The 14106-nt window shown below is 74.7% G+C and carries 13 protein-coding genes; 11 read left to right on the top strand and 2 right to left on the bottom strand.

Going from position 1 to position 14106, the window contains the following annotated elements:
* Positions 1-131: 131 nt before the first annotated feature.
* The 5 genes from AB0N76_RS18070 (at position 132) to AB0N76_RS18050 (ending at position 6559) form a co-directional block, all read left to right on the top strand.
* Positions 132-3137 carry a nitrate- and nitrite sensing domain-containing protein gene (locus AB0N76_RS18070; RefSeq protein ID WP_363558200.1) on the top strand — a complete coding sequence of 1002 codons (3006 nt, stop codon included), beginning with the start codon at positions 132-134 and terminating at the stop codon, positions 3135-3137.
* Positions 3134-3553, top strand: coding sequence for a roadblock/LC7 domain-containing protein (locus AB0N76_RS18065; protein WP_030302362.1), 420 nt, complete (start codon positions 3134-3136; stop codon positions 3551-3553). Before AB0N76_RS18070 ends, AB0N76_RS18065 begins: the two co-directional genes overlap by 4 nt.
* Before the next feature lie 191 nt (positions 3554-3744).
* Entirely contained in the window at positions 3745-4149 is a 405-nt protein-coding gene (locus AB0N76_RS18060) for a DUF742 domain-containing protein (protein WP_363558286.1), read from the top strand.
* Positions 4150-4243: 94 nt separating this feature from the next.
* On the top strand, positions 4244-4792 hold the full coding sequence (locus AB0N76_RS18055; RefSeq protein ID WP_363558284.1) for an ATP/GTP-binding protein: 549 nt from the start codon (positions 4244-4246) through the stop codon (positions 4790-4792).
* Positions 4793-5731: 939 nt separating this feature from the next.
* The gene (locus tag AB0N76_RS18050; protein WP_363558198.1) at positions 5732-6559 is read left to right on the top strand and encodes a winged helix-turn-helix domain-containing protein; all 828 of its coding nucleotides are present in this window, start codon (positions 5732-5734) and stop codon (positions 6557-6559) included.
* 102 nt (positions 6560-6661) lie between these two features.
* Here the strand turns inward: AB0N76_RS18050 and AB0N76_RS18045 are convergent, their stop codons facing one another.
* Positions 6662-7444 (bottom strand): IclR family transcriptional regulator, encoded by a 783-nt coding sequence (locus AB0N76_RS18045; RefSeq protein ID WP_363558196.1) that lies wholly within the window; start codon positions 7442-7444, stop codon positions 6662-6664.
* 405 nt (positions 7445-7849) lie between these two features.
* Between AB0N76_RS18045 and AB0N76_RS18040 the strand changes: the two genes are divergently transcribed.
* The 6 genes from AB0N76_RS18040 to AB0N76_RS18015 all read left to right on the top strand — a co-directional run bounded on the left by AB0N76_RS18040 (position 7850) and on the right by AB0N76_RS18015 (position 13852).
* The gene (locus AB0N76_RS18040) at positions 7850-8920 is read left to right on the top strand and encodes an ABC transporter substrate-binding protein (protein WP_363558194.1); all 1071 of its coding nucleotides are present in this window, start codon (positions 7850-7852) and stop codon (positions 8918-8920) included.
* Positions 8921-9062: 142 nt separating this feature from the next.
* Positions 9063-10085: an NrtA/SsuA/CpmA family ABC transporter substrate-binding protein gene (locus tag AB0N76_RS18035; RefSeq protein ID WP_363558192.1), complete on the top strand. Its 1023-nt coding sequence runs from the start codon at positions 9063-9065 to the stop codon at positions 10083-10085.
* 119 nt (positions 10086-10204) lie between these two features.
* Positions 10205-11014 carry an ABC transporter permease gene (locus tag AB0N76_RS18030; RefSeq protein ID WP_363558282.1) on the top strand — a complete coding sequence of 270 codons (810 nt, stop codon included), beginning with the start codon at positions 10205-10207 and terminating at the stop codon, positions 11012-11014.
* The gene (locus AB0N76_RS18025; RefSeq protein WP_363558190.1) at positions 11011-11766 is read left to right on the top strand and encodes an ABC transporter ATP-binding protein; all 756 of its coding nucleotides are present in this window, start codon (positions 11011-11013) and stop codon (positions 11764-11766) included. Before AB0N76_RS18030 ends, AB0N76_RS18025 begins: the two co-directional genes overlap by 4 nt.
* 76 nt (positions 11767-11842) lie before the next feature.
* Positions 11843-12772, top strand: a complete 930-nt coding sequence (locus tag AB0N76_RS18020) for an ABC transporter substrate-binding protein (protein WP_363558188.1) — start codon at positions 11843-11845, stop codon at positions 12770-12772.
* A gap of 3 nt (positions 12773-12775) precedes the next feature.
* Positions 12776-13852: an LLM class flavin-dependent oxidoreductase gene (locus AB0N76_RS18015; RefSeq protein WP_363558186.1), complete on the top strand. Its 1077-nt coding sequence runs from the start codon at positions 12776-12778 to the stop codon at positions 13850-13852.
* Here the strand turns inward: AB0N76_RS18015 and AB0N76_RS18010 are convergent.
* Positions 13823-14106: hypothetical protein (locus AB0N76_RS18010; protein WP_363558184.1), on the bottom strand; the 284-nt coding region annotated here is incomplete at its 5' end. The two genes, AB0N76_RS18015 and AB0N76_RS18010, sit on opposite strands and share 30 nt — an antisense overlap.

Below are 14106 nucleotides of genomic sequence, written 5' to 3'. Positions count from 1 at the left end.
GTCCCACCGCCCCCACCCGTCACCCGCCGCCGCCCCGACCCCCACCGCCACCCCCGCCTCCCCAGTCCGCACCGCCCACTCGGCCCGCACCCCCTCCCGTCCGCGCCTGGCACTTCCCGACCGAGGACTCCATGCGTCTGCGCAGCAGCTCGATCCGCGCGAAGATCATCGCGCTGCTCCTGGTGCCCATCGTCGCCCTCACCGCCCTCTGGGCGTACGCGACGCTCGCCACCACCGGAGACGTCTGGAGCCGGCTGGACCTCAGCAGGACGTACAAGGACTTCGGCGCCCCGGTCGACCAGTACGCGTCCGACCTGCAGACCGAGCGCCGGGCCGCCGTCCAGCGGCTCGCCGACCCCGGCTCGCGCGCCGCCCGGGACGCCTTCGAACGCGCCCAGGCCCGCACCGACCGGGACCTCACCGTGCTGCGGCAGATGAAGGACACCGACGGCGGCCGGCTCGACGAGGCCCAGCGCGGCCGCTACCTGCAGATCCTCGCCGCCGCCGACCAACTCGCCCCGCTCCGCGCGCAGATCGGCCGCACCGCGCTCAACTGGGAGTTCGCGCTCGGCCAGTACAGCGACCTGGTCAAGCCGACCTTCGGCTTCCGGTCCGCCTTCGTCGCCCGGCAGAGCGGCCAACTCCCGCGCCAGGGCACGATCCTGATCGAACTGGTGCGGGCCCGCGAGTACCTCTCCCAGGAGGACGCGGCGATGGAGGGGCTGCGCACCGCGCCCGGCCGGCCCACCGCCGAGCAGTACCAGGTCGCCCTCGACGCCCTGCACAACCAGCAGGCCCTGTTCACCGTCTACATCGCCGAGCTCGAACCGGTCGACCAGGCCGACTACATCGCCCTGCGCGGCGGCGAGGCCTGGGCCGCGCTGGCCCGGGCCGAGGCGGACTTCGTCGGCGCGGGCGGCCCGGAACGGGTGGTCCAGGCGATCAACGGCGACGCCTGGCGGGAGACCGCCGACCGCGCGCTGGACGACCTCGCCGCGATCAACAACCGGCTGGGCGGCACCATCGACGACCGCGAGCACGCCTACTCCGTCGGACTGCTCTGGCGCGGCGGCATCGCCGGTCTGATCGGCCTGGTCGCGGTGGTGCTGTCGGTCCTCATCTCCTACCGGATCGGCCGCGGCCTGGCCCGCGACCTGATCGGCCTGCGCAACGCCGCCAACGAGCTGGCCGGCACCCGGCTGCCCTCGGTGATGCTGCGGCTGCGCAAGGGCGAGGCGGTGGACGTCGCCACCGAGGCCCCCGAGCTGCAGTTCGGCCCGGCCGAGATCGGCCAGGTCGGGCGGGCGATCAACGCCGTCCAGCGGGCCGCCGTCGAGGCCGCCGTCGAACAGGCCGAACTGCGCCGCGGGGTCTCCGCCGTCTTCGTCAACCTGGCCCGGCGCAGCCAGGTGCTGCTGCACCGCCAGCTGACCCTGCTCGACACCATGGAACGGCGCACCGAGGACCCGGCGGAGCTGGCCGACCTGTTCAAGGTCGACCACCTCACCACCCGGATGCGGCGGCACGCCGAGGGCCTGATCATCCTGGCCGGCGGCTCGCCGGGCCGGGCCTGGCGCAAGCCGGTGCGGATGGTGGACGTGGTCCGCGCGGCGGTCGGCGAGGTCGAGGACTACGCCCGGGTGACCGTCCGGCCGTTCCCCGGCACCGGGCTGCTCGGCAGCGCGGTCGCCGACGTCACCCACCTGATCGCCGAACTGGTCGAGAACGCGGCGGTGTTCTCCCCGCCGAACACCCAGGTCACCGTCCAGGGCGAGGTGGTCGCGCACGGCTTCGCGCTGGAGATCGACGACCGCGGGCTCGGGCTGAGCGAGCCGGCGCTCGCCGAGATCAACGAACGCCTGGCGGTTGAGCAGGAGTTCGACCTCGCCGACACCGACCGGCTGGGCCTGTTCGTGGTCAGCCGGCTGGCCCGGCGGCACGGCATCCGGGTGCACCTGCGGCCCTCGCCGTACGGGGGGACCACGGCGGTGGTGCTGATCCCGCGCGAGTTGCTGGCGGAGGCGCCGGACGGGCTGCCGGAGCCGCCCGCGGCGGGTACGGGTGCGGGTACGGGCGCGGCGGCCGGGGTGGCCGCGGTGGCGGGCGTCCCGGGTTCGGGTTCGGGCTCGGGTTCAGGCTCGGGCTCGGGCCGGCGTCCGGTGGTGGGGCGGCGCGGGCAGCGCGACCTCGTCGCGGTGCCGCCGCTCGACACGGAGGGCGCCGGGTCCGGCGCCGCCGGCTCCGGTGGCGCGAAGGCTTCGAACGGGCAGGGCGGGCGGCACCGGATCACCGGCGGGCCGCGCCCCTCGGCGCCCGAACCCGCCCGCACGCCGGGCGGCCTGCCGCGCCGGTCGCGCGGCAACGGCGGGCCGGTGCTGGTGTCGGCGCCCGCCGGCGATGGCACCGGGCCGGGGACCGGGCGGCACCGGCGCGAGGAGCTGCCGGAGTCGGCGGTCGAGCCGGTGCCGGTCGCCGAACCGGTGGTGCCCGCGGTCGCCGAGGCGCCCGCTGCCGAGCCGTCCGTCGCGGAGGCGCCCGTCGCCGGGGTGCGCTCGGTCGGGGCGCCGGGTGCCCTGCCGCGCCGGGTCCGGCAGGCGAGCCTCGCCCCGCAGTTGCGCGAGCGCGCCGCCGCCCGGAGCGAGCGGTCCTCCGACGGTCCGGCGGGTTCGACCGGTGACGCGCCCGAACCGGCGCGCGAACGCTCGCCGGAGGAGGCCCGGGCCACCTTCACCTCGTTCCAGCGCGGCTTCACCCGGGGCCGGGGCGCCGCCACCCCGCAGGCCCCCCGTCCGACCGTCGTGCCCGCGTGGCAGCCACCGGACCCGGACCGCCGCGCGATCACCTCGGCGCCCACCCCGGCGGCGCTGCCCGGCCCGGCCGCGGGCGGACCGGCCGCCCCGCTGGCCCGGCGCACCCCCGCCCTGCTGCCCGCCAGACTCGCCCCGGCTCCGTTCCCGATCGCGGAACCGATCGCGGAACCGATCGTGGAACCGGAGGCACCCGTCGGTCCGTTGTCCCACGGGCCGTCCGAAAGCACCGCGGCACCGGCACTATCCGCAGGACCAGGACGACCGGTATCACCCGTACGACCCGCTTCACCCGCACCACCCGCTCCAGCGGAAGGAACAGATTCATGACCACTTCGACGCAGTCGGCCGGAGACCTCAATTGGCTCCTGGACGACCTGGTGGGACGCGTCGCGGCGCTGCGGCACGCGGTCATCCTCTCCAGCGACGGGCTGGCCACCGGTGCCTCCCGCGACCTGGACCGGGAGGACGCCGAGCACCTGGCCGCCGTCGCGGCCGGCTTCCACAGCCTGGCGAAGGGCGCCGGCGGGCACTTCAAGGTCGGCGGCGTGCGCCAGACCATGGTGGAGCTGGACGAGGCCTTCCTGTTCATCACCGCGGCCGGTGACGGTAGCTGCCTGGCGGTGCTGAGCGAGGCCGAGGCCGACATCGGCCAGATCGCCTACGAGATGGCCCTGCTGGTCAAGCGGGTCGGCGAGCACCTGGCCGCCGAGCCGCGCGCCGACGTGGCCCCGCCGGGGAGATGAGCGGGCCGATGGCGGACGAGGAGCCGACACCGGTGCCGCGGGAGCAGGAACCGGCCGGCGGCGCGCCGGACGGTCCGGTGACGGGCGACCGGGCGGCGGACGGGCAGGTACCGGCCGACCGGGTGTCCGACGGGCAGGTACCGGCCGACCAGGTGCCGGACGGGCAGGAGCCCGAGGAGCCCGAGGTCGACCTGTTCCGGCCGCGCACCCCGGTCGACGACCGCTGGTTCGACGACGAGGCCGGACCGGTGGTGCGGCTGTACTCGATGACCCGCGGCCGGACCAGACCGGTCGAGGACGGCCTGTTCGACCTGATCTCGCTGATCACCGCCAAGGAGCCCGCGCCGGCCGCGGGGGCCGTGCCCGCGCACGTCCTCGACCCGGAGCACCAGACCATCCTGGCCTGGTGCCGCCGGGAACCGCTCTCCGTGGCCGAGCTCGGCTCCTTCACCGACCTGCCGGTCAGCGTGGTGCGCGTGCTGCTCGGCGACCTCTACGACGCCGAGCTGATCAGCGTCACCCGACCCGTTCCGCTCGCCGAGCTGCCGGACGAGCGCCTGTTGCGAGACGTGATCAATGGACTCCGTGCGCTCTGACCTCCCCGCGAACGCCGCCGACGCCGCCACCACCGCCACCGTCGCCGACGACCGGTCGAACGACCCGCGCTGGCGGGGCGGTCCGGCGGTCGCGGTGAAGATCCTGGTCGCGGGCGGCTTCGGCGCGGGCAAGACCACGCTGGTCGGCTCGGTCAGCGAGATCCGCCCGCTGCGCACCGAGGAGGAACTGAGCGAGCTGGGACGGCCGGTGGACGACACCGCCGGCGTGGAGGCCAAGCGCACCACCACCGTGGCGATGGACTTCGGCCGGATCGACCTGCGGCCCGGGCTCGCGCTCTACCTGTTCGGCACGCCCGGCCAGGACCGGTTCTGGTTCGTCTGGGACGAGCTGGCCCGGGGTGCGCTCGGCGCGGTGGTGCTGGCCGACACGCGCCGACTGGCGGACTGCTTCCCGTCGGTGGACTTCTTCGAGCAGCGCGGCATCCCCTTCCTGGTCGCGGTGAACTGCTTCGAGGGCAGCGAGGTCTTCGGGCCCGAGGAGGTCCGGGACGCGCTCGACCTGGACCCGGACATCCCGGTGGTGCTCTGCGACGCCCGCCGCCGCGAGGACGGCAAGGAGCTGCTGGTGGCGCTGGTCGAGCACGCCGCCGCGCGGCGCAGGGGCGCTCCGACCCGGGTCTGAGCGGGGTTCCGGGCGGGTTCCGAGCAGCCTCCGAACGGGTCCGGGGCGGGTCCGGGGCGGGTCCAGGACGGGTCCTGGGTGCGGTCCGCACATGAGCGTCTCATCAGGGTGTCCACATGTCGGACGATCTGGGCGCGGCGGGTTGCCTTGACCGGCCCGGCGTGGAAGGCTCTGGGTTCGAAGGGCGCCCGGCCCGTTGCCGGGTTGCCTCGAAGTGCCGTGCACGAAGCGTGCGTCCGGCACGTGCCGCCATGCAGCACAGAGCCGTGCGGGCGCACCGTGACCAGAGGGGGGAGGGCCGTACCGTGAACGCCGAACAGCGGGACACCGCGGCCGTATCCATCCTCGCCCCGGTCACTCCGGCGCTCACCATCCGGCGGTACATCGACCACGCGCTGATCTGTAGCGCCTGCTGTCGGTGACTCTGTCACCCGTCGCCAGTCACATCGCCGTCGCCCGCCGCCCGGAAGAAGTTCCGTCCGGTACGGCCCGCCCGACCCGGTCCACCGGGGCCGGCGGAAGCTGACGGTCCATCAATTCGTCGACCCGGCAGCATCGGACAGTAATCCGGTGGGCCGCCGTCGCCCCTGCCCGCTTCGCGGAGAGCACCAGTGAACCTCGTCAGACCCTCCCTCCCCCCGGCCGTCGCCACCACCACCGCCCGTGCGGCCGGTGCGGCCGGGATGGTGCGGAGCCAGGCCGCGTTCACCTGGTCGGACCGGCGCACGCGGCACGTCGTGGACAGCAGCAGAGGTCGTCGCCCCGACCTCGAGCCGTTCTGGCCGTCCCGGCAGCCGCACCTGTTCGACCAGACGTGTCCGGGTTCGCCCAGCGCGTCCCGGCACTCCCTCCGCTGACCTCGGGTCAGTCCTCGGCAGCACGCCCGGTCGACGCGCAGACGACTCCACCCCGTCCGTCACGCGCGAAATGAGCGGCATCATGTCCTCCACCTCCACGGCCACCCTTCCTCTGCCCGCCGCGACCCCGCACCTGCGGGCGGTCCGGTCGGTCAACTCCGTCTCCACCCTCTCCTCGACCGCCGAACGATGGCACGGCGGGCCGGTCCCGCAGCGTCCGGCGGCCGCCCAGACCGTGCCCGGGCCCGGCGCCTCGCCGGTCGGCCCGTCCGCCGCTCCGGCCCAGGGCCCCGCCCAGGTCGTCCCGGCGCTGCCGCCGCAGGCGCTGCTCGCCGCGCTGCCGGAGGGGGCGACGGTCGTCGCCGCGCTGCCGCAGGGCTCGCTGCCGCAGGCCCTGCTCGCCCAGTACGGGGCGCAGTTCGGCGCCGCGGCCGGGCGGCCGATGGTCGGCTACCTGGTCCTGGTCCCGGCCGAGGGCGCCCCGGCGGCCGGCCCGGTCGGCGCCGCGGGTCCGGTCGCGGCCGTGCCCGCCCAGGCACCCCTCGCCGCGCAGGTGCCGGTGTCCGCCCCGGCTCCGGCGGTCGGCGGCGCGTCCGCCGCCGTACGGCCGGTGCGACCCGCCGGCCGCGGCATCGCGGTCGACGTGGAGCGCCGCAACGCCTACGTGGACGGCCGGCTGCTCGACCTCACCTACCTGGAGTTCGAGCTGCTCGCCCACCTGACCGAGCACCCGCAGCGGGTGCACACCCGCGACCACCTGGTCTCCGCCGTCTGGGGCTACGGCCACGTCGGCGACGGCCGGACGGTGGACGTGCACGTCGCCCGGCTGCGCCGGAAGCTCGGCGCGGCCTACCGGGACAGCATCGTGACGGTCCGCCGGGTCGGCTACAAGTACACCCCGGTGGCGTGAGCCGGGTCTCGTCCTGGTTGCCCGAGGGCCGGGCGTTCCTCGTGAACGCCCGGCCCTCGCGCGCGTTCTGACGGTCATTCGGATCCGGTCCCCGGGCGAGTCTCAGACCCGCTGGTCGGGCGGGAGCAGCAGGACGGCGAGCGCGCTCGCGCAGGACCGGGCGTGGCCGAGGAACCAGTCCAGCCGGTCGTCGGTGAGGTGTGCGGGCGTCGAGCGGACGGCCAGCGCGAACCGGGCCTGCCCGGCGCCGTCCAGGACCGGCACGGCCACCGTGCGCACCCCGGCCGCGGACTCGCCGTCGTTGAGCGCGTAGCCGGCGGCCCGCACCCGGGCCAACTCGTCGGCCAGCCGGTCCGGTTCGGTGATGGTCCGGTCGGTGAACGGTGACAGCGGGCCGAGCGTGGCCACCCCCGCCTCGCCGGGGCGCGGCCAGGCCAGCAGCACCTTGCCGAGCGCGGTCGAGTGCAGCGGTCGGCGCAGCCCCAGCCCGGTCTCCGGCCGGACGGACGCGCCGACCAGGATCACCGCGTGCGGGCCGCTGCGGATCGCCAGGTCGGCGGTGGCGCCGGTGCGGCGGGAGAGCAGCTCCAGCTCGGGTGCGGCCAGGTGCAAGCCGCGCTGGTGGAAGCTGAGTTGGCCGAGTTCGGCGACGGCCGGGCCGAGCCGGTACCGGGCGGTCTGCTCGTCCTGCTCCAGGAATCCGGCGCTGACCAGGGTGCGGGCCAGCCGGTGCGCGGTGGAGACCGAGAGTCCCATCCGGCGGGCCAGGTCCGAGGCGCTCAGGTCGGGGCCGTTGTCGTGGAAGCAGTGCAGCAGCCCGAGAGCCCGCTGGACGGCCTGGGCGCCGGCCGGCGGGCTCTGGACGGCGGTGGCGGCCTCGGCCATGGCACCTCTCGTTCTGTCCGTGGCTCCGGCCGGTTCACCGGAGACTCTCCCAGACTATGGCAGCGTCTGCTTCGGGAATGTGTCAACGGCATTGCAATGGGATGCCGTTCATGAACAAGTGCTCCCATCATGTGGCAAACACTTGCCTGGTGCTCGCCTGCCGTGGAACGCTCGGTCCAACGCACCGGACGAGCCCCGTCCACCGCGTCCGAACCGCAGGAAGGAGCCGCGCCGTGACGATCCACCGGTGCCCCGCCCCCTGCGCCTGTTGTCGCTGACGCACCGTCCGCGTCCGACCGTACCGCCCTTCCCCCATTCCGCCCCACCGCGCCCGGTGACCCGTGCCGTGCCGCGCCCGCGCTCCGCCGCGTCCGCGCCGCACCCCGTCGCAGAGGACCAGCCACTGTGCCCAGGCCCAGCCACGCCAGCAGTACCGCCGACGAACACCGCCCGGCCGCCGTCGCCGGAACGCCGGAGACCCTCTGGTTCACCCGCTGCCCGGTTCCCACCGCGACCGGCATCGCGGCCGACCGGGGGTGGCTCGCCCGGGAGTTCGCGGGCGACGGCCTCGCCGTCCGGTCGCTCCAGGACGCGCCGCCCGAGGTGGCCGCGGACCACCACTACACCCACGCGCTGACCGGGCTGTTCCGCGAGGGCGGCAACGTGCCGGCGCTCTGGGCCCGTTCGCGCGGCGAGCGGACCAGGCTGATCGGGCTGACCTGGATCGAGGAGCGCCAGGTCGTCCTGGTCCGGGCCGGCAGCGGGATCACGGCTCCCGGGCAGCTGCGCGGGCTGCGGCTCGCCGTCCCACGTCATGGGATCGCGATCGACTTTTGGCGGGCGATGGCACTGGCCGGCCTGCGGGGTGCCTTCTCGCTCGCCGGTCTCACCCTGGACGATGCCGAGCTGGTGGACGTTCCGGCCACCGAGAGCGGTGGGCAGTGGAGCTCGGAGCTGGCCGCCCTGCGGGACGGGCTGGTGGACGCGGTCTACGTGAAGGGCGCGCTGGCGGTCGAGGCGGCCCGCCGGGTCGGGGCCGAGGTCGCGGTCGAGCTGGACGCGGAGCCGGACCGCCGGACCAGGGTGAACAACGGCACGCCCCGCCCGATCACCGTGCACCAGCAGCTGCTCGACGAGCAGCCGGAGCTGGTGGCCCGCTTCCTCGCCGTCCTGCTGGAGGCCGCCGACTGGGCCGCCGGGCACCCGGACGAGGTGGCCCGGATCCTGCGGGCCGAGACCGGCGCGGGGGAGGAGGGCGTCGCCGGGGCGTACGCGCGGGGCGGCCACCACACCCTGCACCTCGACCTGTCCGAGGAGCGTCTCGGTCTGCTGGCGCAGCAGGAACGTTTCCTCGATCGGCACGGCTTTCTGGCCGCCCCGGTCGACGTCCACGCCTGGGCCGACCCGGAGCCGCTCCGCGCGGCCCGCGCCCTGCTCGCCGAACGCCGCGCGGCGGGGCGGACACATGGCGGCTGACGATCGACGGCTGACGGATTTCAGTGTGTGTCAGCTGATATCTGTCATCTGAAATCTGTCAGTCGTCAGCTGTCAGCTGTCATCCGTTCCATCCGCCCCCACCGCTCCCGCTCATCGCCCCATCCTCAGGAGTTGACCCCCCGTGAAGCGCCCCCGCCTCGCCCTCGCCGCCACCGCACTGCTCGCCACCACCGGCCTGGCCGCCTGCGGCTCGTCCACCGACGGGGCGAAGGCCTCCGTCGACGGCGGAGGCAAGGCCGAGGTGGTGCTCCGGGTGCCCGACCCGGGCAACAACGGCTTCCTCGCCCTCGGCAAGAAGGACGGCTCGCTGGACCGGGCCCTGGCCGCCGTCCACGCCAAGGTCGCCTGGACCGGCAGCGCCGGCCCGTTCGCCCCCGCCGCCCAGGCGCTCTCCGCCGACCAACTCGACGTCGCCCAGGGCTCGATCACCTCCGCCGTCGCCGCGCTCGCCCAGAAGCCGGGCTTCAAGCTGTTCGCGCAGACCGCCCCGGACGGCGTCGGCGAGGGCATCCTGGTCAAGAACGACTCGCCGATCAAGAGCGTCTCCGACCTGGTCGGCCGCAAGGTCGCGGTCAGCCAGGGCGGCACCAGCGAGTACCTGCTGCTCAAGGCCCTGGAGAAGAACAACGTCCCGGCCGACAAGGTCGAACGGGTCTACCTGCGGGCCGACCAGACCGCGGGCGTCTTCAACTCCGGCCAGGTGGACGCCTGGGCGACCTGGAACACCTTCTCCACCCCGTCGATCGCCAACTCCGGCGCGCACTTCCTGGTCAACGGCAAGGAGGTCGGTTCGGACAACTACGCCGTCTGGGCGGTCCGCAACGGCTTCGCCGAGAAGCACCCCGAGGTGGTCAAGGCCTTCTACACCTACCTGCGCGAGAACGGCCTCAAGGAGAAGGGCGACCCGGCGGCCTACCTCAACGTCTTCACCGACTCCGGCCCGACCGCCGTCACCCCCGCCGAGAAGGAGGTCGCGGTCGCCGTCAGCCGGCAGGGCGCCGCCGCGGACGTCATCGCCGACGCGGACATCACCCGGTTCGGCACCGTCGCGCAGTTCTTCGCCGACCAGAAGGTCACCAAGCAGCTGGTCGACGTCAAGCCCTACCTGATCGACATCAGCAAGATCGGGGACGGCGCCAAGTGACCGCCACCACCGACCCGTTGAACGCGTTGAGTACCCCGCCGATCACGGACCGCACCGCCGGCGATGCCACCAGCGACGCCACCGGCGCGGACGCGACCGCCGCCGCCCGCGCGGCCGGCCTGGTCGAGCCGCGCACCCGGCTCCAGACCCCGCGCCCCCGCGCCCTCGCCCTGATCCTGCGCACCCTCGGCCCGCTCGCCCTGCTCGGCGGCTGGGCCCTCGCCTCCGCCACCGGCGCGCTCACCCAGGACGTGCTCGCCTCACCCGCCCAGGTCGCCGAAGCGGTCGGCGAACTCTGGGGCAACGGCCAACTCGCCGACGCCCTCACCGTCTCGCTCACCCGGGCCGGCCTCGGCCTGCTGCTCGGCGCCAGCACCGGCCTGGTGCTCGGCGTCGTCACCGGCTTCTTCCGCCTCGGCGAGGAACTGCTCGACTCGGCCGTCCAAGTCCTGCGCACCGTCCCCTTCCTGGCCCTGGTGCCGCTGTTCATGGTCTGGTTCGGCATCACCGAGACCGCCAAGATCGCCCTGATCGGCGTCGCCACCAGCTTCCCGATGTACGTGTCGACCTCGGGCGGCGTCCGCAACACCGACCGGAAGCTGATCGAGGCGATGCGCAGCTTCGGCCTCGGCCGCTGGGCGATCGTGCGCACCGTCGTCCTGCCCGGCGCCCTGCCGGCGCTGCTGTCCGGGCTGCGGCTGTCCATGACGCTCAGCGTGATCGCGCTGATCGCCGCCGAGGAGATCAACTCCACCGAGGGGATCGGCTACTTGATGGCCCAGGCGCAGAACTACTCCCGGACGGACGTGCTCGCCGTCTGCATCCTGATCTACGGGTTGCTGGGCCTCACCGCCGACGGCGTCGTCCGCCTCCTGGAACGCTTCCTGATGCCCTGGCGCAAGGCCACCCAAGGAGGAGCCGGCAGATGACCACCAGCACCGCCCCCGAGACCCCCACCACCGCCCCCGAGGCGCCGGCCGCCCCGGCCGCGCCCGCCGTCCACCTGCGCGGACTGCGCCGCGTCTTCGGCACCCGGGCCGTCCTCGACGGCGTCGACCTGGACATCGACCGGGGCGAGTTCGTCGCCCTGCTCGGCGCCAGCGGCACCGGCAAGACCACCCTGCTGCGCATCCTCGGCGCCCTGGACCGGGCCGACGCCGGAACGGTCCTGGTGCCGTCGGCGCGGACCGTGGTCTTCCAGGAACCGCGCCTGGTCCCGTCCAAGCGGGTGCTCGCCAACGTCACCGTCGGCCTGCCGCGCGGCGCCGCCACCCGGGAGACCGGGCTCAGGGCGCTCGCCGAGGTCGGCCTCGACCGGCACGCCGACGCCTGGCCGGCCACCCTGTCCGGCGGCGAGGCGCAGCGCGTGGCGCTCGCCCGGGCGCTCGTCCGCGAGCCCCGACTGCTGTTGCTGGACGAGCCGTTCGCCGCCCTGGACGCGCTCACCCGGCTGCGCATGCAGGACCTGGTGGGCGACCTGGTCCGCCGGCACCGGCCGGCCGTCCTGCTGGTCACCCACGACGTGGACGAGGCCGTCCGGCTGGCCGACCGGGTCGCGGTGCTGCGCGACGGCGCGCTGGTGCGCGACGAACGCGTCACCGTCGAGCGTCCGCGCGAGCCCACCGACCCGGCCTTCGCCGACCTGCGCCGCCGCCTGCTCGCCGACCTCGGCGTCCACTGAGCCGCTACCCCTGGTCGACCCCATCCGCACCAACGAACGACCGTACCAACCCCCGGCACCACAGGAGTTGATCCCCATGGCCATCACCCTCGGCGTCCACGCCAGCAACCCGACCCTCTACTACCTCTCCCGACTCGACTACCTGGACGAGGAGTTGGCCCCGCTCGGCGAGACCGGCGCGTTCCACCACTACACCGACGGCACCCGGACCGGCGCGCTGCTCGCTGACGGCACCATCGACTTCGGCGGCACCGGCTCGACCCCGCCGGTCACCGCCCAGGCCGCCGGCCACGACCTGGTGTACGCGGCGGTGTCCGCGCCCCGCCCCGACCACGGCGCGCTGCTGGTGCGCGCCGACGGCCCGGTGCGGACGGTCGCCGACCTCAAGGGCGGCACCGTCGTGCTCGCCATCGGTTCCTGGCAGACCCACCTGCTCGCCAAGGCCCTGCACACCGAGGGCCTCGTCTACGGCGCCGACGTCACCCCCGTCCGGCCGGCCGCCGGTGAGGACCAGGCGGCCCGGCTGCGCGAGGGCGTGATCGCCGGCTGGATCGCGCAGGGCGCCGAACTCGCCGCCGCCCGGCGCACCGGCGAGTTCCGCGAGCTGGTCCGCACCGGGGACGTCATCACCGACCGCTCGGTGTTCTTCACCCGCCGGGACTTCGCCGCCGACCGCCCCGAGGTGGTCGCCGCGATCGGCGCCGCCCTGCGCCGCGCGGACGCCTGGGTGGTCGCCCACCTGCCCGAGGCCGCCGCGATCGCCGCCGAGGACCTGGGCGGCAGCGCCGAGGACTGGGAGGCGGCGCTGGCCGCACTGCCCTGGCGGTTGGAGCCCGCCACCGCCGCGTTCGTCGCCGAGCAGCAGGAGGCAGCCGACATCTTCCACCGGGTCGGCTTCATCGACCGCGCGGTGACCGTCTCCGACGCCCGGCTGCCCGCCCTGGAGGCCCCGGTGGCCGCCGCGGTCGCCGTCGTCGCCGCAGCGGTTCCCACCACGGGGGTCTGACCGATGGCCTCCGAGTTCCTCTGGTACATCATCCCGCGCGAGGGCCACTACCCGTGGGAGCCGGCCGGCCGCCGCCCGGTCGACCTCCGCTACCTCCAGCAACTCGCCGGAAGCGTCGAGCGGTTGGGCTACACCGGCGCGCTGCTGGCGACCGACCTCCACGACGTCTGGGACCTCGGCAACGCGCTGGCCGCCGCCACCGGCCCGGCGTTCAAGCCGCTGCTGGCCGTGCACCCCGGACTGATCTCGCCCACCCTGCTGGCCAAGATGGCGCTCAGCTTCGACCACCTGCACGGCGGGCGGCTGCGCTTCAACGTGGTCAACGGCTCCACCGAGCAGCTGCGCGAGTACGGCCTGCACGTCGAGCACGACGACCGCTACCGGCTCAGCGCCGAGTACTGGTCGATCGTCAAGCGCCTCACGGCCGGTGAGGTCTTCGACCACAAGGGCGAGTTCTACGACCTGAAGAACGCCGGGGCGAGCCTGCGCGAACTCACCCCGGTGCAGCCGGGCGGCATCCCGCTCTGGTTCGGCGGCAGTTCGGCCGCCGGGATCGAGATGGCCGCCCAGCACGTCGACGTCTACCTCACCTGGGGCGAGCCGCCGCACCTGCTGAAGGAGAAGCTGGACCTGGTCCGCGAACGCGCCGCCGCGCACGGGCGGAGCCTGCGGATCGGGCTGCGGCTGCACCTGATCGTCCGCGACACCGAGGACGAGGCCTGGGCCGCCGCCGACCGGCTGCTCGACGTCACCAGCGAGGCCACCTACGCCCGTCAGCTCGGCGGCGCGCGCGGCGAGGACGGGGTCGGCTGGCAGCGGCAGTTCCGTCAGCACGGCGGCAGGGTCCCGGCGCGCGCCCGGGAGTTGGAGGCGCACCCGAACCTGTGGCCCGGGATGAGTCTGTTCCGGCCCGGCCCGGGCACCGCCGTGGTCGGCTCGACGGCCCAAGTGATCGAGCGGCTCCAGGAGTTCGAGTCGCTCGGGGTGGACACCTTCATCCTCTCCGGCAATCCGCTGCTGGAGGAGGCGCACCGGGTCGCCGAGACGGTGCTACCGGCGCTGGGCGTCCGCCGGGGCTAGCCCGTCCGCCCGGGACGGGAGCGCCGGCGAGGGGAACGCGGGCGGGGGGAACGCCGGTGCCGGGAACGGCGGGAGGAACGGCAGCGGGAACGACAGCGGCGAGGTCAGTGCCAGCTGCCGGGCGAAGCGGGCGGCGGTCCGGAGGAGGTACATCCGCACGGCGGACTCCCGAGGTCTCGAAGGACGCGTACGGACGGTCCCGTACGGGCGGTCCAACGAGCGCGGTGCCCGGCCGGTCCAGGCGTGACCGGCCG

The sequence above is a fragment of the Kitasatospora sp. NPDC093806 genome, assembly GCF_040683335.1.
Taxonomy (GTDB): domain Bacteria; phylum Actinomycetota; class Actinomycetes; order Streptomycetales; family Streptomycetaceae; genus Kitasatospora.
This window is presented reverse-complemented; position numbering and strand designations above follow the sequence as displayed.

Bases quoted from the DNA above. Each gene is read 5' to 3' on its own strand.
- AB0N76_RS18050 (WP_363558198.1), top strand. From the start codon at position 5,732: ATGTCCTCCACCTCCACGGCCACCCTTCCTCTGCCCGCCGCGACCCCG.
- AB0N76_RS18065 (WP_030302362.1), top strand. From the start codon at position 3,134: ATGACCACTTCGACGCAGTCGGCCGGAGACCTCAATTGGCTCCTGGAC.
- AB0N76_RS18020 (WP_363558188.1), top strand. From the start codon at position 11,843: ATGGCCATCACCCTCGGCGTCCACGCCAGCAACCCGACCCTCTACTAC.
- AB0N76_RS18015 (WP_363558186.1), top strand. From the start codon at position 12,776: ATGGCCTCCGAGTTCCTCTGGTACATCATCCCGCGCGAGGGCCACTAC.
- AB0N76_RS18045 (WP_363558196.1), bottom strand. From the start codon at position 7,444: ATGGCCGAGGCCGCCACCGCCGTCCAGAGCCCGCCGGCCGGCGCCCAG.
- AB0N76_RS18025 (WP_363558190.1), top strand. From the start codon at position 11,011: ATGACCACCAGCACCGCCCCCGAGACCCCCACCACCGCCCCCGAGGCG.
- AB0N76_RS18070 (WP_363558200.1), top strand. From the start codon at position 132: ATGCGTCTGCGCAGCAGCTCGATCCGCGCGAAGATCATCGCGCTGCTC.